A 19744-nucleotide genomic window follows, 5' to 3' on the forward strand; every position below is an offset into this window, starting at 1 on the left:
GAACCGGCGATGCCCAATGCCGAGGTCGCGCACTGGGCTTGGCAGACATATCTGGCTACAGAGCCGACAGACCTTTCCCAGCTCCAGCGGTCTATTCTCAACACCACTCAGCCTTTACTGGATGAACTGCTGAAAAGCCTGCTGGACGCCGAGCATGGCTGGCTTTGCCTGGCTAACGGCGAGGCCCCGGATGAGCGCTGGCAATAACCCAACCCACGCCGGGATTGTTACCTCAAACGCAACGGCGCTTTTCCAAGAATTAACCATTGCGTACAAAGTTTTCTTGTAAGATAGCGCAATCTCAGCCAATGGAACCTCCTGCTCCAGGCGGCGCCCAAGTAGATAGCTGACACCACCCCAACCCTGAACCGGCGATGCCCAATGCCGAGGTCGCGCACTGGGCTTGGCAGACATATCTGGCTACAGAGCCGACAGACCTTTCCCAGCTCCAGCGGTCTATTCTCAACACCACTCAGCCTTTACTGGATGAACTGCTGAAAAGCCTGCTGGACGCCGAGCATGGCTGGCTTTGCCTGGCTAACGGCGAGGCCCCGGATGAGCGCTGGCAATAACCCAACCCACGCCGGGATTGTTACCTCAAACGCAACGGCGCTTTTCCAAGAATTAACCATTGCGTACAAAGTTTTCTTGTAAGATAGCGCAATCTCAGCCAATGGAACCTCCTGCTCCAGGCGGCGCCCAAGTAGATAGCTGACACCACCCCAACCCTATCCGGAAGGAGCACCACCATGACCACCTGGACCAAACCTGCCTACACCGACCTGCGCATCGGCTTCGAAGTCACCATGTACTTCGCCAACCGTTAAGCAGCGCTGCAGTGCAACGCCTCGGCCCGCCGGGGCGTTTTCGTTTCATGGACAGGGTCGTCCGGCAAGAGAGTAGCCATGTATATCCAGATTCTCGGTTCCGCCGCCGGCGGCGGCTTCCCCCAGTGGAATTGCAACTGCGTCAACTGCAAGGGTTTTCGTGACGGCAGCCTGCGCGCCACCGCCCGCACCCAGTCGTCCATCGCCCTGTCCGACGACGGCGAACACTGGATCCTGTGCAACGCCTCGCCGGACATCCGCGCCCAGCTCCAGGCCTTCGCGCCCATGCAACCGGCGCGCGCCCTGCGCGACACCGGCATCGACGCCATCGTGCTGCTCGACAGCCAGATCGACCACACCACCGGGTTGCTCAGCCTGCGCGAGGGCTGCCCGCACCAGGTCTGGTGCACCGACATGGTCCACCAGGACCTGAGCACCGGCTTCCCGCTGTTCACCATGCTCAGCCACTGGAACGGCGGGTTGCAGTGGAACCGCATCGAACTGCAGGGCAGCTTCGTCATTCCGGCCTGCCCGAACCTCAGGTTCACTCCCTTCCCGCTGCGTAGCGCCGCACCGCCCTACTCGCCGCACCGCTTCGACCCGCACCCGGGCGACAACCTCGGCCTGCTGGTCGAGGACACCCGCACCGGCGGCAAGCTGTTCTATGCCCCAGGGCTGGGCCAGGTCGATGCCGCGCTGCTGGAGATGATGCACGGCGCCGACTGCCTGCTGGTGGACGGCACCCTGTGGGAAGACGATGAAATGCAACGTCGCGGCGTCGGCACCCGTACCGGCCGCGAGATGGGTCACCTGGCGCAGAACGGCCCTGGCGGCATGCTCGAAGTGCTCGACGGCTTCGCGCGCCAGCGCAAGGTGCTTATCCACATCAACAACACCAACCCGATCCTCGACGAGGCGTCGCCCGAGCGCGCCGAAGTCCTGCGCCGTGGCGTGGAAGTGGCCTACGATGGCATGAGCATCGAGTTGTAAGGAGCCCCGATGAGCGACGCACTGCCGATGTCCCCTGCCGAGTTCGAGCAGGCCCTGCGCGCCAAGGGCGCCTACTACCATATTCATCACCCGTATCACGTGGCCATGTACGAAGGCCGCGCCACCCGCGAGCAGATTCAGGGCTGGGTGGCCAACCGCTTCTATTACCAGGTGAACATCCCGATGAAGGATGCTGCGATCCTGGCCAACTGCCCGGACCGTGAAGTCCGCCGCGAGTGGATTCAACGCCTGCTCGACCACGACGGCGCACCCGGCGAGGACGGTGGCATCGAAGCCTGGCTGCGCCTCGGCCAGGCAGTGGGCCTCGACCCGGAGCAACTGCGGTCCCAGGAACTGGTACTGCCCGGCGTGCGCTTCGCCGTCGATGCCTACGTCAACTTCGCCCGCCGCGCCAGTTGGCAGGAAGCGGCCAGCAGTTCGCTGACCGAACTGTTCGCGCCGCAGATTCACCAGTCGCGCCTGGACAGTTGGCCGCAGCACTACCCGTGGATCGATCCGGCTGGCTACGAGTACTTCCGCACGCGCCTGGGCCAGGCCCGCCGTGATGTGGAGCACGGTCTGTCGATCACCCTGCAGCACTACACCAGCGCCGAGGGCCAGGCGCGCATGCTGGAAATTCTGCAATTCAAGCTGGATATTCTCTGGAGCATGCTCGATGCCATGAGCATGGCCTACGAACTGAACCGCCCGCCGTATCACAGCGTCACAAGCGAACGTGTCTGGCACAAGGGGATCGCACCATGAGTCTCGACCGCAACAAGGTGCCGAACTGGCGCCCGGGCTACCGTTTCCAGTACGAGCCCGCCCAGCAAGGCCATGTGCTGCTGTACCCCGAGGGCATGATCAAGCTCAACGACAGCGCCGGACTCATCGGCGGGTTGATCGATGGCCAGCGCTCTGTCGCCGCGATCATCGCCGAGCTGGAACAGCAGTTCCCCGGCATTCCCCAAGTGGCCGAGGACATCGAGCAGTTCATGGAGGTGGCCCGTGCCGAACACTGGATCGTCCTCGCCTGAAGTGCCGGTGGGCCTGCCGCTCTGGCTACTGGCGGAACTGACCTACCGCTGCCCGCTGCAATGCCCCTATTGCTCGAACCCGCTCGACTTCGCCGAACAAGGCAAGGAACTGAGTACCGAGCAGTGGTTCAAGGTGATGGCCGAAGCCCGCGAAATGGGCGCGGCGCAGATCGGTTTCTCCGGCGGTGAGCCGCTGGTGCGCCAGGACCTTGCCGAGCTGATCGGCGAAGCTCGGCGCCTGGGCTACTACACCAACCTGATCACCTCCGGCATCGGTTTGACCGAACAGAAGATCGCCGCCTTCCGCCAGGCTGGGCTGGACCACATCCAGATCAGCTTCCAGGCCAGCGACGAGCAGGTGAACAACCTGCTGGCCGGCTCGAAAAAAGCGTTTGCGCAGAAGCTGGAGATGGCGCGGGCAGTGAAGGCCCATGGGTATCCGATGGTGCTCAACTTCGTCACGCACCGGCACAACATCGACCGCATCGACCGCATCATCGAGCTGTGCCTGGCCCTGGAGGCCGACTTCGTCGAGCTCGCCACCTGCCAGTTCTACGGCTGGGCGCACCTCAATCGCCTCGGCCTGCTGCCGACCCGCGAACAGCTCGAACGCGCCGAACGGATCACCAACGAGTACCGTGACCGGCTCAAGACCGAAGGTCATCCGTGCAAGCTGATCTTCGTCACCCCGGATTACTACGAAGAGCGCCCCAAGGCCTGCATGAACGGCTGGGGCAGCCTGTTTCTCACCGTCACCCCGGATGGCACCGCGCTGCCCTGCCACGGCGCGCGGCAATTGCCGGTGCAGTTTCCCAACGTGCGCGAGCATGACCTGCGCCACATCTGGTACGACTCCTTCGGTTTCAACCGCTTCCGCGGCTACGACTGGATGCCCGAGCCTTGCCGTTCGTGCGACGAAAAGGAAAAGGACTTCGGCGGCTGTCGCTGCCAGGCCTTCATGCTCACGGGTGATGCCAGCAAGGCCGATCCGGTGTGCGCCAAGTCGCCGGACCACGGCATCATTCTCAAGGCGCGCGAAGAGGCGCAGACCGCGCAAATGGAGATCGAGCAGATGACCTTCCGCAACGAGCGCAACTCCCGGGTCATCGCCCGTGGCTGAGTTCAGCGCCGCCCAGGCCGTGGCCGCTGGCACCGACTTCGCCGAGCTGAAGGTGAGCGCGCAGGGGGTGTTCTGGAACGAGTTTCGGCCGGCGGATGGCGCCTGCCGGATCTGGCGCTGGCACCAGGACCAGGCCCAGTGCCTCACGCCGGACGGGTTCAGCGTGCGCAGCCGGGTGTACGAATATGGCGGCGGCAGTTTCTGCCTGGCGCATGACGCCGTGTTTTTCGTCAATGAACAGGACCAGCAAGTCTACCGACAGGCGCTCGACGGCGCGGCGCCGCAGGCACTCACCTCCATGGCGGACTGCCGCTACGGCGACCTGCTGTGGCACGACGGTCAACTCCTGGCAGTTGAGGAACGGCATGCCGAGCGCGTCGAGCATCGGCTGGTGGCGTTGACGGTCGAGGGCCGCGAGGTGCTGGCCGAAGGGGCAGATTTCTACGCCTCACCGACGCTGAGCGCCGACGGTAAACGCCTGGCCTGGATCGAATGGGACCGCCCCGCGCAGCCTTGGACCGTGACGCGACTGATGTGCCGCGAACGGCTAGAAGCCGGACATTGGGGCACGCCACGCTGTGTCGCTGGCCTGGACGAATCCTTGCAGCAGCCGCGCTTCGACGCCGAAGGTCGCTTGTACTGTCTGTCGGACCGCGATGGCTTCTGGCAGCCCTGGGGCGAAGTCGACGGCCGCTGGCAAGCCCTGCCAGCGCTCGCCGCCGACCACGCCGCAGCGCCCTGGCAACTCGGTGCCTCGACTTGGCTGGTGCTCGGCGCGCAACAGTACGTGGCCACCTGGTTCGAGAACGGTTTCGGCGTGCTGAGCCTGCGCGAGGGCAACGATGTCCGTACCTTCGCCCAGCACTACACCCGTTTTCGCAGCCTGGCGCTGGATGCGCAGCACCTCTACGCGATTGCCGCCTCACCCACGCGGCCTCCGGCGGTGCTCGCCATCGCCCGCGACGGTTCCGACTGCCAGGTACTGGCCGGCGGCAGCCAGATACTGCCCGATGCGCACATCAGCCAGCCGCAACCGATCAGCTATCCCAGTGGGGACGACCAGGCCCACGGTTTCTTCTACCCCGCCCAAGGCGGCGACCCCCTGCCGCCGCTGGTGGTCTTCATCCATGGCGGCCCAACCTCCGCCTGCTACCCGGTTCTCGACCCCCGTATCCAGTACTGGACCCAGCGTGGCTTCGCCGTCGCCGACCTCAACTATCGCGGCAGCAGCGGCTATGGCCGCGCCTATCGCCAGGCCCTGCACCTGCGCTGGGGCGAAAGCGACGTGCAGGATGCCTGCGCCGTGGTCGACTACCTCGCTGGCCGTGGATTGATCGATCCGCACAAGGCCTTCATCCGCGGCGGCAGCGCCGGTGGCTACACCACCCTGTGCGCATTGGCCTTCGCCGACGTGTTCCGCGCAGGCGCGAGCCTCTATGGGGTCAGCGATCCCATCGCCCTGGGCAAGGCCACGCACAAGTTCGAAGGGGATTATCTGGACTGGCTGATCGGTGACCCACAGGCCGACGCTGACCGTTACCGCGCACGCACGCCGCTGCTGCATGCAAGGCGAATCAAGACGCCGGTGATTTTCTTCCAAGGTGAACTGGATGCGGTGGTGGTGCCGGAACAGACCCGCAGCATGCTTGAGGCCTTGCAGGCCAACGGCGTGGAAGCGGTGGGGCATTTCTACCCTGGGGAGCGTCATGGCTTTCGCCAGGCAGGCAACTTGGCCCATGCGCTGGAGCAGGAATGGGCGTTCTATCGCCGGGTGCTGCAACGCTGAAAACACGCCGGGGCCGCGAGACGGCCCCGGCTTCGTTCAGCGCTTGGCGATGATGTACACCGCATGCACGATGCCCGGGATGTAACCGAGCAAGGTCAGCAGGATGTTCAGCCAGAACGCACCGGCGAAACCGACTTGAAGAAAAACACCCAGTGGCGGCAGAAGAATAGCGATGATGATGCGAATGAAGTCCATGGGAATCTCTCCTGAATAGTCTTCAACACAGACTAGCCCGGCGCCCCGGAGGTTCAACCGCTGAAAGCGAAGCGGGTTGAATACCTGAAATAAAAAAAGACCGCCTACCGATCAACGGCAGGCGGTCTTTTCGTTTCAGGCCGATTCGGCTATCAGCACGACAGGCCGAAGTCTTCCTCTTTCATCGCCATCAGGTTGTCGGCACCGGACAGGATCGCCGCCATGTGGGCACGGGTGCGCGGCAGGATGCGCTGGAAGTAGAAGCGCGCGGTCTGCAGCTTGGCGGTGTAGAAGGCCGCTTCGCCGGTGCCGGCGGCGAGCTTCTCGGCGGCCACACGGGCAATGTCGGCCCAGAAGTAGGCCAGGCAGGCGTAACCGGAGTACATCAGGTAATCCACCGACGCCGCCCCCACTTCCTCGCGGTCCTTCATGGCCGCCATGCCGATCTTCATGGTCAGCTCGCCCCATTCCTTGTTCAGCGCCGCCAGCGGCTCGACGAACTCTTTGGTGGCGTCGTTGCCTTCCTGGCCCTGGCAGAACTTGTGCACGATCTTGGTGAAGCCCTTGAGCGCCTCGCCCTGGGTCATCAGCACCTTGCGCCCGAGCAGGTCGAGGGCCTGGATGCCGGTGGTGCCTTCGTACAGCATGGAGATGCGGCTGTCGCGCACGTTCTGCTCCATGCCCCATTCGGCGATGAAGCCGTGGCCGCCGTAGATCTGCACGCCGTGGTTGGCGGCCTCGAAGCCGACTTCGGTCATGAACGCTTTGGCGATCGGGGTCAGGAAAGCCAGCAGGGCGTCGGCCTTCTTGCGCGCCTCTTCGTCCTGGCTGTACTTGACGATGTCCACCTGCTGGGCGGTGAAGTACACCATCGCCCGGTTACCCTCGGCGAAGGCCTTCATGGTCAGCAGCATGCGCCGCACGTCGGGGTGCACGATGATCGGGTCTGCGGCTTTTTCCGGGGCCTTGGGGCCGGTCAGCGAACGCATCTGCAGACGCTCGCGGGCGTACTTCAGGCCACCCTGGAAGGCCACTTCGGCGTGGGCCAGGCCTTGCAGCGCGGTGCCCAGGCGTGCGGTGTTCATGAAGGTGAACATGCAGTTCAGGCCCTTGTTGGCAGGGCCGATCAGATAGCCGGTGGCCGCGTCGAAGTTCATCACGCAGGTGGCGTTGCCGTGGATGCCCATCTTGTGTTCCAGCGAGCCACAGCTCACCCCGTTGCGCTCGCCCACGCCGCCCTCGGCGTTGGGCAGGAACTTCGGCACGATGAACAGCGAAATGCCCTTGGTGCCGGCCGGCGCATCGGGCAGGCGAGCCAGGACGATGTGCACGATGTTGTCGGCCATGTCGTGTTCACCGGCCGAAATGAAGATCTTGGTGCCGGACACTTTGTAGCTGCCGTCAGCCTGAGGCTCGGCCTTGGTGCGCAGCATGCCCAGGTCGGTGCCGCAATGCGGCTCGGTCAGGCACATGGTGCCAGTCCATTCGCCAGACACCAGCTTGGTCAGGTAGACCTGTTGCTGCTCAGGCGTGCCGTGCTCGGAAATGGTGTTCATCGCGCCGTGGGACAGGCCTGGGTACATGCCCCAGGACCAGTTGGACTCGCCGACCATCTCGCTCAGGGTCAAGCCCAACGATTCAGGCAGGCCCTGGCCGCCGTGCTCGACATCATGGGCCAGGCTCGGCCAGCCACCTTCGACGAACTGCTTGTAGGCTTCCTTGAAGCCGGTCGGCGTCTTCACGCCCGACTCGCTCCAGGTGCAGCCTTCCAGATCGCCGACGCGGTTCAGCGGCGACAGGACCTGCTCGCAGAACTTCGAGCCTTCTTCAAGGATGGCATCGACCATGTCCGGGGTGGCGTCCTGGCAACCTGGCAGGCTCTGATAGTGCGCTTCATACCCGAGCAGCTCGTCACGGACGAAGCGAATATCACGCAAGGGGGCTTTGTATTCGGGCATGGCGATGAACCTCTGGCTAGTTCGTTGGGGACCGCGGGCACCGACCAGCTCTTGGCGGCTTTCGGTCAAACAGTTGTTTGAAACTTACGTTTAGCCCGGAACAATGTCAAGGAGGGACCATGGTGCCAATTTGGTCGCGCAAGAGGGCGTTTCGGTCATGGCAGGGCGGCAGCAACGCCCGAAGAGCGGGCGCGCTGGGAGAGCGGGATCAGGCGTAGGTATCGATGAACTTGCCGAGCATTTCGTCGGATGCCTTGGCGACTTTCACGCCCAGCTCGACCTCGTGCTTGCCCAGGGCGAGCTGCACGGTGCTGGTGGCCAGGTCTTGCTGCTGGCTGCGGTCCACGCCACGCAGGCGCTCAGCCTGGAAATCGGTGGACTGGTTGCTGGTCGCGCGTTCGACGCCATTGCTGGCGATCTGATTGGCGGCCTGGTCGAGGCGGTTCTGACCGTTCTGGATGGCGCCCAGACCTGCGTAGAAAGCAGAGCTGCCGTTGATTTCCATGTCAGGACTCCACATGACGGATTGAGAAACGAGCCCTGATTAAACCAGCCTGGCGGCAAAAAGGCCCGTTTAAATCCCTAATAGCCCAGTGCCATCCGATAGAGAGAGGGCATGTGCCCGCCCGCGACCGCTATTGCAGCACGTCCAGATGCAGGTACTCGGCCACCATCTGCGCCTGGGCCGTTTTCAGCCAGGGCACGCGTCCCAGACACGGCGCGGGCAAGCGCTCAGCGAGGCTGGCGAGGTTGTCTTCCAGCCGTGCCGTTCGCGGATCCACCACATTGGCCACCCAGCCGGCCAATTGCAGACCGTCGCGGGCGATAGCCTCGGCGCTGAGCAGGGCATGGTTGATACAGCCCAGGCGCACACCCACCACCAGGATCACCGGCAACTTCAGCGCCACTGCCAGATCGGACAGGTTGGCCTGGTCGGACAACGGCACCCGCCAGCCACCGGCGCCTTCGATCAGGGTGAAGTCGGCGCCCTGTGCCAGCACCTGTCGCATGGCGTCGCGCAGGGCTGGCACGGCCAGCGCCACACCGGCCTCGCGGGCGGCCACGTGCGGCGCGATGGCGGGCTCGAAGGCACAGGGATTGACCTGCTCGTACGGCAGCTTGATCGAGCTCTGTTCGATCAGTGCCAGCGCATCGCTGTTGCGCAGGCCCTGGGCCCCGAGCACGCAACCGGAGGCTACCGGTTTGCCGGCCAGGGTGCTCCAGCCCTTTCGTTGCGCGGCATTGAGCAGGCCGGCGGCGATGGTGGTCTTGCCGACGTCGGTGTCGGTGCCGGCGATGAAGTAGGCGTGGTTCATGTCAGTGCTCTTGATCGTTGCGCAGGACGCCATAGACCACTTGGTACGTGGCGGGCAGCCCTTGGGCGTCGCGGAACTGTTCGTAGGCCTGGAGCATGCCCTGCACCCGCGCCCGCCCTGTCAGGCCCGAAGGGCGTCCGGGATTGAGGTTGTGGGCGCCGAGGGCCTTGAGTTCGTGGGTCAGGCTGCGCACGTCCGGGTAATGCAGCACATGGGCGCGACGCTCCAGGCCAAGCACGGTCAGGCCACTGTCGGCGCACAGGCGTTGGTAGTCGTCGAAACGGCGGAAGCGGTTGACGTGCACCTGCCCGTCCACCGCCTGCCAACTGGCGCGCAGTTCCTCCAGCGTGCCGACGCACAGGCTGCTGAACGCCAGCACCCCGCCCGGGCGCAACGCCCGCTGCGCCTCGGCCAGCACGCTGGCAAAGGCGTCGCACCATTGCACTGCCAGGCTACTGAAAATCAGGTCGAAGACCTGGTCGCGCACCGGCAGGCGCTCGGCATCGCCCGCCGCATGATGATGCGCCCGGCCGTGCTGACGCGCGTGCGCCAGCATGCCTTCGGCGATGTCCAGCGCCAGGCCGTGGGCGCCCGGGAAGCGTGTGGCCAGGGCTCGGCTGAAATGGCCGGTGCCGCTGCCCAGGTCGAGCCAGCGCGCGGGGGGCAGCGATGCCGGCAGGCGTTCGAGCAGCGCCTCGCCCACTGCGCGTTGCAGCGCAGCGACGCTGTCGTAGCTGGCCGCTGCGCGGGAAAACGAGGCCGCCACCTGGCGCTTGTCGGGCAAGGCGCCGGGCAACGGCGGATGGGAAAGGTCAGTCATCGCCACTCTCATGCAAAAAACTCTTGATGCCCGACGCCAGCTCCTGCGGGTACTCCAGCAGGAATGCGTGGGAACTGTCTTCGACCAGACCCACTTCGACGTCTGGCAGCAATTCGCTGAGGGCCTTGGCCGCATCGGCCGGCACCAGCGCGTCGCTGCCGGCGTACAGGTGCAACTGCGGCCCGGCGTAGTGCTCCAGGGCCTGTCGGGTGTCCAGTTGCGCCAGCACCTCCAGGCCATTGGCCAGGTACAGCGGGTCGGTGTCCGGCACGCCCACGCCGAGTTGACGCAGCAGCGTGCGCGGCTGCTGTGCACCCTCGCTGCACAGGCTGCGAAAGCGCTTGAGGGTCACCTGCGGATGGCTGCGACAGCCGTCGAGGAAGGTGCCGAAGGTGTCCTCGGCCATGCCATGGGGCCAGTCGGGGCGCGCCACGAAACTGGGGTTGCTGGCCAGGGTCAGCAGGCCGCAGCAATGATCGCCGCGTTTATGCGCCAGGGCGCTGGCGAGCATGCCGCCCAGCGACCAGCCGCCCAGCCAGACATCGGTGGGCAGCTTGCGGTCCAGGTAGTCGATCCAGACCTGCGCACTGGCCTCGGCCAGCTCGGGCAAGGGCGCCAGTTCGACGTGCAGGCGCGGGTCCTGGGCGCGCAGGCTGGCGGCCAGGGGTTGCAGTGAAGCGGTGCCCAGCCCCCAGCCGGGCAGGAGGATCAGTCGATTACGCATGGGCGGACTCCAGCTGTGCATGACACTCGGCCAATGCATTCAACAATAGCTGGACCTGCGCCTCGCTGTGCGCCGCACTGAGGGTCACGCGCAGGCGAGCGCCGCCAGCCGGAACCGTGGGCGGACGAATCGCGGTCACCAGTAGCCCGCGCTGGCGCAGCATCGCCGACAACTTCAACGCCCGCGCCGCATCGCCCACCAGGATCGGCTGGATGGCCGTGGGACTGTCCATCAACACCAGGCCGATCTGCTGCGCGCCCGCGCGGAACTGGCCTATCAGCGCCGCCAACTTCTCCCGCCGCCAGGTTTCGTCGCGCAGCAGTTGCAGACTTTTCAAGGTGGCGCAGGCCAGCGCCGGGGGCTGGCTGGTGGTGTAGATGTAGGGCCTGGCGAACTGCACCAGCGCCTCGATCAGGTCGTCGCTGCCGGCCACGAAGGCGCCTGCCGTGCCGCAGGCCTTGCCCAAGGTGCCGATCAGCACCGGCACCTCGTCCACGCCCAGGCCGAAGTGCTCGACGATGCCGCCGCCCCGGGCGCCCAGCGTGCCGAAGCCATGGGCGTCGTCGACCATCAGCCAGGCGCCCTTGGGCCTGGCCACGGCCGACAGCGCGGGCAAGTCGGCCAAGTCGCCGTCCATGCTGAACACGCCGTCGGTGATCACCAGCGTGTCGCCACTGGCCTTGCCCAAGCGGTTCGCTAGGCTGGCCGCATCGTTGTGCAGGTAACGGCTGAAACGCGCGCCGCTGAGCAGCCCGCCATCGAGCAGTGAGGCATGGTTGAGGCGGTCCTGTAGCACCGTATCGCCCTGGCCCACCAGCGCCGTGATGGCGCCCAGGTTGGCCATGTACCCGGTGCTGAACAGCAGCGCACGCGGGCGTCCGGTGAGTTCGGCCAGGGCTTCTTCGACCGCATGGTGCGGCGTGCTGTGACCAATCACCAAATGCGAGGCTCCGCCGCCGACGCCCCAGCGCTCGGCGCCGTCGCGCCAGGCCGCGATCACGTCGGGGTGATTGGCCAGGCCCAGATAATCGTTGCTGCAGAAAGCCAGCAGGCGCTGGCCATCGACGATGACCTCCGGGCCTTGCGGGCTTTGCAGCAGCGGCCGTTGCCGGTACAGGTCCGCGGCGCGGCGTTCGGCCAGACGCGCCGCCAGATCGAACGCCATGTTCAGGCCGATGCGGCGTCGTAGAACAGTTCGCTGCTGCGCTGCTCGACCAGTGCCTGCTCAATGGCCGCCTGGTGCACCTCATCGGCGTGCTCTTCGCGGGCTTCGGGCTTGATGCCCAGACGGGCGAACAGTTGCATGTCCTTGTCGGCCTGCGGGTTGGCGGTAGTCAGCAGTTTCTCGCCGTAGAAGATGGAATTGGCCCCGGCCATGAACGCCAGCGCCTGCATCTGCTCATTCATCTGCTCGCGACCGGCGGACAGGCGCACGTGCGACTTGGGCATCAGGATGCGCGCTACGGCCAGCATGCGGATGAAGTCGAACGGATCGACATCGGCCTCGTCGGCCAGCGGCGTGCCGGCGACCTTGACCAGCATGTTGATCGGCACCGACTCCGGGTGCTCGGGCAGGTTGGCCAACTGGATCAGCAGGCCCGCGCGGTCGTCCAGCGACTCGCCCATGCCGAGGATGCCGCCGGAGCAGATCTTCATGCCGGCGTCACGCACATAGGCCAGGGTCTGCAGGCGCTCGCTGTAGGTGCGGGTGGTGATGATGCTGCCGTAGAACTCCGGCGAGGTGTCCAGGTTGTGGTTGTAGTAGTCCAGGCCGGCCTGGGCCAGCGCCTGGGTCTGCTCCTGGTCGAGCTTGCCGAGGGTCATGCAGGTTTCCAGCCCCATGGCCTTGACGCCTTTGACCATTTCCAGCACGTAGGGCATGTCTTTGGCCGAGGGGTGTTTCCAGGCAGCGCCCATGCAGAAGCGGGTCGAGCCGATGGCTTTGGCCCGTGCGGCTTCCTCCAGCACTTTCTGCACTTCCATCAGCTTCTGCTTTTCCAACCCAGTGTTGTAGTGACCGGACTGCGGGCAGTACTTGCAATCTTCCGGGCAGGCGCCGGTCTTGATCGACAGCAGCGTGGAGACCTGCACGCGGTTGGGGTCGAAGTGCGCGCGGTGGACGATCTGGGCTTGGAACAACAGGTCATTGAAGGGTTGCTGAAACAGCGCTTTGACCTCGTCCAGGGACCAGTCGTGACGTGTTGTTGCAGTTGCGCTGGCGCTCATCGGCGTTTCCTTATCTAGGCTCTGACAGGCGCCGGGACAGGTAGAGCCCGCCAGCGCATCACGGATAGCGCGCATAGTCAGGGAAGGCCCATGCACTGTCAACCACGCTTAAAACAACTGGTCAACAACTGGTTAAATAGTAACCATTTCTGTTTGCTGTGCGATGCGCGGGCCGAACAGCCTTATCCACTCTGTCCGGCCTGCGAGCACGACCTGCCCTGGCTCGATGAGCAGTGCTCGCGCTGCGCCCTGCAACTGCCGATGCGCGGCCTCACCTGTGGCCCGTGCAAACGCCGGCCGCCGCCGTTCGAGCAGGTGGTGGCGCCATGGCACTTCGGTTTCCCGCTGGATACCGCTATCAGTAGCTTCAAGCACCGTGCGCAGTGGCCGCTGGGGCGGCTGCTGGCGCAGTTGCTGGGGCACGCCTTGCAGCACCGCTATGACCAGGACCTGCCCCGACCCGACCTCCTGCTGCCGGTGCCCCTGTCCAGGCGACGGCTGCGCCAGCGCGGTTTCAACCAGGCCGGCATGCTCGCGCGCTGGTTGTCCGGCCCGTTGCTGATCCCCTGCGAAGAGCGCTGGCTGCTGAGACCACGCGACACCGTGGCGCAACAGAGCCTCGACGCCAAGGCGCGCTGGCAGAACTTGCGCCAGGCCTTTGCACTCGCCCCACAGGCGGTGCTGCAAGGGCGGCATGTGGCGCTGGTGGACGACGTGCTGACCACCGGTGCCACGGCCCGCGCGCTGGCCAGCCTGCTGCGCCAAGGCGGCGCGCGCCGCGTCGATGTCTACTGCCTGGCCCGCACGGCCAGACCCGAGCAGGCTTGACGTGCCTGGCCGGCAGAGGCAAGTTTCTGCCCTATCGCCTTCCTGGTCATCGCACCCATGTCACTGCCCGCCCTGCTCGCTCAACACATCCTGCGCCGCCCCCAGCGCATCGGCCTGCTGCAGCACATCGCCGAACAAGGCTCGATCACCGCGGCCGCCAAGGCGGCGGGCATCAGCTACAAGAGCGCCTGGGACGCCATCGACGAGCTCAACAACCTGGCCGCGCAGCCGCTGGTCGAGCGCAACGCCGGTGGCCGGGGCGGTGGCGGTGCCCGGCTGTCGGCAGAAGGCGAGCGCGTGCTGCGCCTGTATCAGCGGTTGCAGGCCCTGCACAGCGAAATCCTCGAGTCCAGCGATGAGCCAGGCGACTTGGACCTGCTGGGGCGGTTGATGCTGCGTACCAGTGCCCGCAACCAGTTGCGCGGACAGGTCGGCCGGCTAGTGCGCGACGGACGCCATGACCGCGTGACCCTGACCCTCGGCGGCGGCCTGGAAATCGATGCGCTGATCACCCCGGACAGTACCGAGCGCCTGGAGCTGGCGCCGGGCAGCACGGTGGTGGCGCTGCTCAAGGCCGGCTGGGTCACGCTGCTCGGCGCCACGGCGCAGGCCGACCCGCACAGCAACTGCGTACAGGTGCGAGTCGAAGAGATCCTCGCCGATCAGGCCGACACCCGCGAACTGCGCCTGGCCCTGGGCAACGGCCAGACCCTCTGCGCGTTCGCCGAAGCCGCTTGGCTGCAACAGGAAGGGCTGGCGGCGGGCAGCACCGTGCGGGCGCAGTTCCACCCCTCGTTCGTGCTGCTGGGCGTGCCGGTCTGAGCACAGGCGCCAGAGTTGGCCGCAGCGCAATGGGTTACCATGATCGGCCTGCCTTCCCTTGCCGGAGCTTTCATGTCCCACCCCTTCGACACCCTCACCCCCGACCTGGTCCTGGACGCCGTCGAAAGCCTGGGCTTTCTCAGCGACGCGCGGGTACTGGCGCTCAACAGCTACGAGAACCGTGTCTATCAGGTGGGCATCGAAGGCCAGCAGCCACTGATCGCCAAGTTCTATCGCCCGGACCGCTGGAGCGATGCGGCGATCCTCGAGGAGCATGCGTTCAGCTTCGAGCTGGCCGAGCACGAAGTGACGATCGTCGCGCCCTTGCAACATGAGGGTCGCAGCCTGTTCGCCCACCAGGGTTTTCGCTTCGCCCTGTTCCCGCGCCGCGGCGGACATGCGCCGGAGCCCGGCAACCTCGATCAGTTGTACCGCCTGGGTCAATTGCTCGGGCGCCTGCATGCCGTGGGGGCGACGCGACCGTTCGAGCACCGCGAAACCCTGGCGGTGGACAACTTCGGCCATGCCTCGCTCAAGACCCTGCTCGACGGCCACTTCGTGCCTCGCGAACTGCTACCGGCCTTCGAGTCCGTCGCGCGCGATCTGCTGGCGCGGGTCGAGGCGATCTACGCACGCACCCCGTGCCAGGCCATCCGCCTGCACGGCGACTGCCATGCCGGTAACCTGATGCACCGTGACGACGTCTACCATGTCGTCGACCTGGACGACTGCCGCATGGGCCCAGCGGTACAGGACCTGTGGATGATGCTCGCCGGCAGCCGCGAAGAACGAATGGGGCAACTGGCCGAACTGGTGGACGGCTACAACGAGTTCCATGACTTCGACCCGCGCCAGTTGGCCCTGATCGAGCCGCTGCGCGCCCTGCGCCAACTGCACCACAGCGCCTGGCTGGCGCGGCGCTGGGACGATCCGGCGTTCCCGCGCAGCTTCCCCTGGTTCGGCCAGCCCCGTTACTGGGGCGATCAGATCCTGGCGCTGCGCGAACAGATCGCCGCGCTGGACGAAGCGCCACTTAAAGTGTTCTGACCCCAAAGTCCCACCCAGTCGTTCAAGCAAGGACTCTGCATGCAAGCCGCCAACCCGCAACGCGGGTACATCCTGGGCCTGAGCGCCTACATCATCTGGGGCCTGTTCCCCCTGTATTTCAAAGCCATCCAGAGCGTGCCGGCGGTGGAGATCATCGTCCACCGGGTGCTGTGGTCGGCACTGTTCGGCACGCTGCTGCTGGCGGTCTGGAAGCATCCGCAGTGGTGGCGCGAACTGCGTGACAACCCGCGCCGCCTGGGCATCCTGGCGCTGAGCGGGACGCTGATCGCCGCCAACTGGCTGACCTACGTGTGGGCGGTGAACAACGGACGCATGCTGGAGGCCAGCCTGGGCTACTACATCAACCCGCTGATCAACGTGCTGTTGGGCCTGCTGCTGCTTGGCGAGCGCCTGCGCCGCCTGCAATGGCTGGCGGTGGGGCTGGCGGCCGCTGGGGTGGCGCAACAGGTCTGGCAGGTCGGTGGCTTACCGTGGGTGTCGCTGGGCCTGGCCTTGTCGTTCGGTTTCTATGGCCTGATCCGCAAGCAGGCACCGGTGGCGGCGCTGCCGGGTCTGGTGGTGGAGACGTGGATGCTGGTGCCGTTGGCCCTGGGCTGGCTGCTGCTGCATCCAGAGGCCAACAGCGCGCACCTGGCATTCTTCGGCAGCAGCGAGGCGCTGTGGCTGATGGCCGCGGGCCCGGTGACCCTGGTGCCGCTGCTGTGCTTCAACGCGGCGGCGCGCCACCTGCCCTATACCACGCTGGGTTTCCTGCAGTACCTGGCACCGACGCTGGTGCTGCTGCAGGCGGTGCTGCTGTTCGACGAGCACCTGTCGGCGAGCACTCTGGTGGCCTTCTTCTTTATCTGGGCAGGGCTGGCGATCTATAGCGTCGACGCCTGGCTGACCCTGCGCAAGCGCAGATGATCGACGCGCCGCAGACAGGAACGCTCCAGCAAAACGAAACGGCCCGAGAATCGTGTACCGTTTTTAGATTTATCTGGAACAATCTGTCTGTTTTTTGCGAACATGCCTTTTCCTAGCGTGACCCCAAGCGACCGAGCGGTCGCGGGACGACGCTTTTAGTCTGATGTTCACGCGTCTGGCGCATCATGTAGTATTCGCCAGCGCAGACTACAAAACGTCGTCCGGGGGTCTGCCGAGGCGCCTGTGACACCATGCGATTCGTCCTCCAGCCCGCTGGCTGGCCGGACACTTCGCGTGTTGGGAGAAGCGCTACAGGCTCAATACAGAAGAGCGAAACAGCTGAGCAGAGTGAGGCAAGCAATGACTGGATACGTTCAAGTCGGTGGCCTTCAGGTCGCCAAGGTTCTCTACGACTTCGTCAACGACGAAGCCCTGGCGGGGACCGGCATCGTCGCCGAGCAGTTCTGGAGCGGTGCAGAGAAGATCATCAACGACCTCGCTCCAAAGAACAAAGCCCTGCTCGCCAAGCGCGACGCGCTGCAAGCCAAGATCGATGCCTGGCACCAGGCACGCCAGGGTCAGGCCCACGACGCCGCGGCCTACAAGGCATTCCTCGAGGAAATCGGTTATCTGCTCCCCGCAGCAGGCGACTTCCAGGCCACCACGCAAAACGTCGACGAAGAGATCGCCCAGATGGCCGGTCCGCAGTTGGTGGTGCCGGTGATGAATGCCCGCTTCGCCCTGAACGCCGCCAACGCCCGCTGGGGCTCGCTGTATGACGCGCTGTACGGCGCCGACGCCATCAGCGAAGACGGCGGCGCCGAAAAGGGCCAGGGCTACAACAAGGTGCGCGGCGACAAGGTCATCGCCTTCGGCCGCGCCTTCCTCGACGAGGCCGCGCCCCTGGCAGCCGGCTCGCACGTCGACGCCACCGCCTACCGCATCGACGCCGGCAAGCTGGTCGTGGCGCTGAAGGGCGGCAGCAACAGCGGCCTGCGCGACGACGCGCAACTGATCGGCTTCCAGGGCCAGGCCAGTGCGCCGACAGCCGTGCTGCTCAAGCACAACCGCCTGCACTTCGAGATCCAGGTCGACGCCAACACGCCGGTCGGCAGCACCGATGCCGCCGGGGTCAAGGACATCCTCATGGAGTCGGCGCTGACCACCATCATGGACTGCGAAGACTCGGTCGCGGCGGTGGACGCCGACGACAAGGTCATCGTCTACCGCAACTGGCTGGGCCTGATGAAGGGCGACCTGGCCGAAAGCGTGAGCAAAGGCGGCAAGACCTTCACCCGCACCATGAACCCTGACCGCGAATACAGCGCGCCGAACGGCGGCACGGTCACCCTGCACGGCCGCTCGCTGCTGTTCGTGCGTAACGTCGGTCACCTGATGACCAACCCGGCGATCCTCGACGCCCAAGGCCACGAGGTGCCCGAAGGTATCCAGGACGGCCTGTTCACCAACCTGATCGCCCTGCACAACCTCAACGGCAACACCACCCGCCGCAACACCCGTTCGGGCAGTGTGTACATCGTCAAGCCGAAGATGCACGGCCCCGAGGAAGTGGCGTTCGCGGCTGAAATCTTCAGCCGCGTCGAAGACCTGCTGGGCATGCCACGCAACACCGTGAAGGTCGGCATCATGGACGAGGAGCGCCGTACCACGGTCAACCTCAAGTCCTGTATCCAGGCTGCCGCCGAACGCGTGGCGTTCATCAACACCGGTTTCCTCGACCGCACCGGCGACGAGATCCACACCTCGATGGAGGCCGGCGCCATGGTGCGCAAAGGTGCCATGAAGAGCGAGAAATGGATCGGTGCCTACGAGAACAACAACGTCGACGTGGGCCTGGCCACCGGCCTGCAGGGCCGTGCGCAGATCGGCAAGGGCATGTGGGCCATGCCGGACCTGATGGCGGCGATGCTCGAACAGAAGATCGCGCACCCGATGTCCGGCGCCAATACCGCCTGGGTGCCGTCACCGACCGCTGCCACGCTGCATGCCCTGCACTACCACAAGGTCGATGTGCAGGCACGTCAGCGCGAGCTGGCCAGCCGTACCCCGGCGTCGGTGGACGACATCCTGAGCATCCCGCTGGCGACCGACCGCAACTGGTCGGACGACGAGATCCGCAACGAACTGGACAACAACGCCCAGGGCATCCTCGGCTATGTGGTGCGCTGGATCGACCACGGCGTGGGCTGCTCCAAAGTGCCGGACATCAACAACGTCGGCTTGATGGAAGACCGCGCCACGCTGCGCATCTCCGCGCAGTTGCTGGCCAACTGGCTGCGCCATGGCGTGGTGACCCAGGAGCAGGTGCTGGAAAGCCTCAAGCGTATGGCAGCGGTGGTCGACCGGCAGAACGCCGGCGATGCGCAGTATCGCCCGATGGCGCCGAACTTCGATGACAACATCGCGTTCCAGGCCGCCGTGGAACTGGTGATCGAAGGGGCCAAGCAGCCCAACGGTTACACCGAGCCGGTGCTGCATCGTCGTCGTCGCGAGTTCAAGGCCCGCAACGGGCTGTAAGCCGTTCCGGCCCCGTCGCGCTCACTGCGCGCGCGGGGCCGGACTAATCAAGCCGCAACTCCGTCTTCACCAACTCCAGCAGCTTGCCCAAGTCGACCGGCTTGAGCAGGAAGTCCAGCACGCCCAGGTGCATCACATCCACCGCTTCCTTCACGTCGGTGTCGCCCGACACCACGATGATCGACACTTCCGCGCGGTCCGACTCGCGCACCTTGCGGATCAGCTCCAGTCCGTCCACCGGCAGCATGCGCAGGTCGGTGATCATCAGTGCGATGCGCGGCTCGTAATGCAGCTTGAACAGCGCTTCTTCGGCACCGTCGGCCGTCATGCAGTCGATACCGCGGCTTTTCAGGTACAGGCTCAACGCCTCGCTGTTCACCGGATTGTCGTCCACCACCAGCACCACCGGCCTGGGTGGGGTCGGCGCACTCACCACGGCCAGGGCCTCGCGCTCGGCGTCACTCAATATGTCGTCATGCTCAGCCATGGCCATCTCGTCAAAAAAATCCCGCAGTGTTGTTAAGACCGTCGAAACCGTCGTAACGGCCTTCCTTTCGTCGGAACCTTGACGGAGCCCTCGCCC

At 65.4% G+C, this 19744-nt stretch carries 22 protein-coding genes; 13 read left to right on the plus strand and 9 right to left on the minus strand.

The annotated features are described in order from the left end of the window. The 8 genes from Q6A47_RS21300 to Q6A47_RS21335 form a co-directional block, all read left to right on the plus strand. Positions 1–207, plus strand: a 207-nt coding sequence (locus Q6A47_RS21300; protein ID WP_304485299.1) for a hypothetical protein, incomplete at its 5' end; no start/stop codon positions are given. A gap of 167 nt (positions 208–374) precedes the next feature. After that, a complete protein-coding gene (locus Q6A47_RS21305) occupies positions 375–572 on the plus strand; it encodes a hypothetical protein (protein ID WP_369811580.1) in 198 nt (65 codons plus the stop codon). A gap of 177 nt (positions 573–749) precedes the next feature. Further along, positions 750–827, plus strand: a complete 78-nt coding sequence (gene pqqA, locus Q6A47_RS21310) for a pyrroloquinoline quinone precursor peptide PqqA (RefSeq protein ID WP_080754815.1) — start codon at positions 750–752, stop codon at positions 825–827. A gap of 78 nt (positions 828–905) precedes the next feature. Then, a complete protein-coding gene (pqqB, locus tag Q6A47_RS21315; protein WP_029614026.1) occupies positions 906–1817 on the plus strand; it encodes a pyrroloquinoline quinone biosynthesis protein PqqB in 912 nt (303 codons plus the stop codon). Positions 1818–1826: 9 nt separating this feature from the next. Further along, entirely contained in the window at positions 1827–2582 is a 756-nt protein-coding gene (pqqC, locus tag Q6A47_RS21320; protein ID WP_029614025.1) for a pyrroloquinoline-quinone synthase PqqC, read from the plus strand. Next, complete coding sequence (gene pqqD, locus Q6A47_RS21325; RefSeq protein ID WP_304485300.1) at positions 2579–2854, plus strand: pyrroloquinoline quinone biosynthesis peptide chaperone PqqD; 276 nt, start codon at positions 2579–2581, stop codon at positions 2852–2854. The genes pqqC and pqqD overlap by 4 nt, the downstream gene beginning before the upstream one ends. Continuing rightward, a complete protein-coding gene (gene pqqE / locus Q6A47_RS21330; RefSeq protein WP_304485301.1) occupies positions 2826–3974 on the plus strand; it encodes a pyrroloquinoline quinone biosynthesis protein PqqE in 1149 nt (382 codons plus the stop codon). The genes pqqD and pqqE overlap by 29 nt, the downstream gene beginning before the upstream one ends. Continuing rightward, positions 3967–5760, plus strand: coding sequence for an alpha/beta hydrolase family protein (locus Q6A47_RS21335; protein WP_304485302.1), 1794 nt, complete (start codon positions 3967–3969; stop codon positions 5758–5760). Before pqqE ends, Q6A47_RS21335 begins: the two co-directional genes overlap by 8 nt. Before the next feature lie 36 nt (positions 5761–5796). Here Q6A47_RS21335 and Q6A47_RS21340 read toward each other — a convergent pair whose 3' ends face one another. From Q6A47_RS21340 to bioB, 8 genes are all read right to left on the minus strand, one after another. After that, on the minus strand, positions 5797–5955 hold the full coding sequence (locus tag Q6A47_RS21340; protein ID WP_033727371.1) for a YqaE/Pmp3 family membrane protein: 159 nt from the start codon (positions 5953–5955) through the stop codon (positions 5797–5799). Positions 5956–6107: 152 nt separating this feature from the next. Continuing rightward, the gene (locus Q6A47_RS21345) at positions 6108–7913 is read right to left on the minus strand and encodes a phenylacyl-CoA dehydrogenase (RefSeq protein ID WP_304485303.1); all 1806 of its coding nucleotides are present in this window, start codon (positions 7911–7913) and stop codon (positions 6108–6110) included. A 208-nt stretch (positions 7914–8121) separates the two neighbouring features. Further along, positions 8122–8418, minus strand: coding sequence for a hypothetical protein (locus Q6A47_RS21350; RefSeq protein ID WP_029614020.1), 297 nt, complete (start codon positions 8416–8418; stop codon positions 8122–8124). 130 nt (positions 8419–8548) lie between these two features. Beyond that, entirely contained in the window at positions 8549–9229 is a 681-nt protein-coding gene (gene bioD / locus Q6A47_RS21355) for a dethiobiotin synthase (protein WP_304485304.1), read from the minus strand. Between the two features lies 1 nt (position 9230). Then, complete coding sequence (gene bioC, locus Q6A47_RS21360) at positions 9231–10049, minus strand: malonyl-ACP O-methyltransferase BioC (protein ID WP_304485305.1); 819 nt, start codon at positions 10047–10049, stop codon at positions 9231–9233. Further along, the gene (locus tag Q6A47_RS21365) at positions 10042–10773 is read right to left on the minus strand and encodes an alpha/beta fold hydrolase (RefSeq protein ID WP_029614017.1); all 732 of its coding nucleotides are present in this window, start codon (positions 10771–10773) and stop codon (positions 10042–10044) included. Before Q6A47_RS21365 ends, bioC begins: the two co-directional genes overlap by 8 nt. Beyond that, complete coding sequence (gene bioF / locus Q6A47_RS21370) at positions 10766–11938, minus strand: 8-amino-7-oxononanoate synthase (RefSeq protein WP_304485306.1); 1173 nt, start codon at positions 11936–11938, stop codon at positions 10766–10768. Before bioF ends, Q6A47_RS21365 begins: the two co-directional genes overlap by 8 nt. Before the next feature lie 2 nt (positions 11939–11940). Further along, positions 11941–12999, minus strand: a complete 1059-nt coding sequence (gene bioB, locus Q6A47_RS21375) for a biotin synthase BioB (RefSeq protein WP_029614016.1) — start codon at positions 12997–12999, stop codon at positions 11941–11943. A 90-nt stretch (positions 13000–13089) separates the two neighbouring features. Between bioB and Q6A47_RS21380 the strand changes: the two genes are divergently transcribed. From Q6A47_RS21380 to Q6A47_RS21400, 5 genes are all read left to right on the plus strand, one after another. Beyond that, complete coding sequence (locus Q6A47_RS21380; RefSeq protein ID WP_304485307.1) at positions 13090–13827, plus strand: ComF family protein; 738 nt, start codon at positions 13090–13092, stop codon at positions 13825–13827. Positions 13828–13884: 57 nt separating this feature from the next. Further along, the gene (locus tag Q6A47_RS21385; RefSeq protein WP_295488343.1) at positions 13885–14649 is read left to right on the plus strand and encodes a TOBE domain-containing protein; all 765 of its coding nucleotides are present in this window, start codon (positions 13885–13887) and stop codon (positions 14647–14649) included. 72 nt (positions 14650–14721) lie between these two features. After that, entirely contained in the window at positions 14722–15696 is a 975-nt protein-coding gene (locus Q6A47_RS21390) for a serine/threonine protein kinase (RefSeq protein ID WP_304485308.1), read from the plus strand. 39 nt (positions 15697–15735) lie between these two features. Beyond that, on the plus strand, positions 15736–16623 hold the full coding sequence (rarD, locus tag Q6A47_RS21395; RefSeq protein ID WP_116889603.1) for an EamA family transporter RarD: 888 nt from the start codon (positions 15736–15738) through the stop codon (positions 16621–16623). 360 nt (positions 16624–16983) lie between these two features. Continuing rightward, positions 16984–19161 (plus strand): malate synthase G, encoded by a 2178-nt coding sequence (locus Q6A47_RS21400; protein WP_304485309.1) that lies wholly within the window; start codon positions 16984–16986, stop codon positions 19159–19161. Positions 19162–19204: 43 nt separating this feature from the next. On the opposite strand, the gene Q6A47_RS21405 is transcribed toward Q6A47_RS21400, so the two are convergent. Then, the gene (locus Q6A47_RS21405; protein ID WP_029614012.1) at positions 19205–19648 is read right to left on the minus strand and encodes a response regulator; all 444 of its coding nucleotides are present in this window, start codon (positions 19646–19648) and stop codon (positions 19205–19207) included. Between the last annotated feature and the right edge of the window lie 96 nt (positions 19649–19744).

This window comes from Pseudomonas boreofloridensis (assembly GCF_030580795.1).
Classification (GTDB): Bacteria; Pseudomonadota; Gammaproteobacteria; order Pseudomonadales; family Pseudomonadaceae; genus Aquipseudomonas; species Aquipseudomonas boreofloridensis.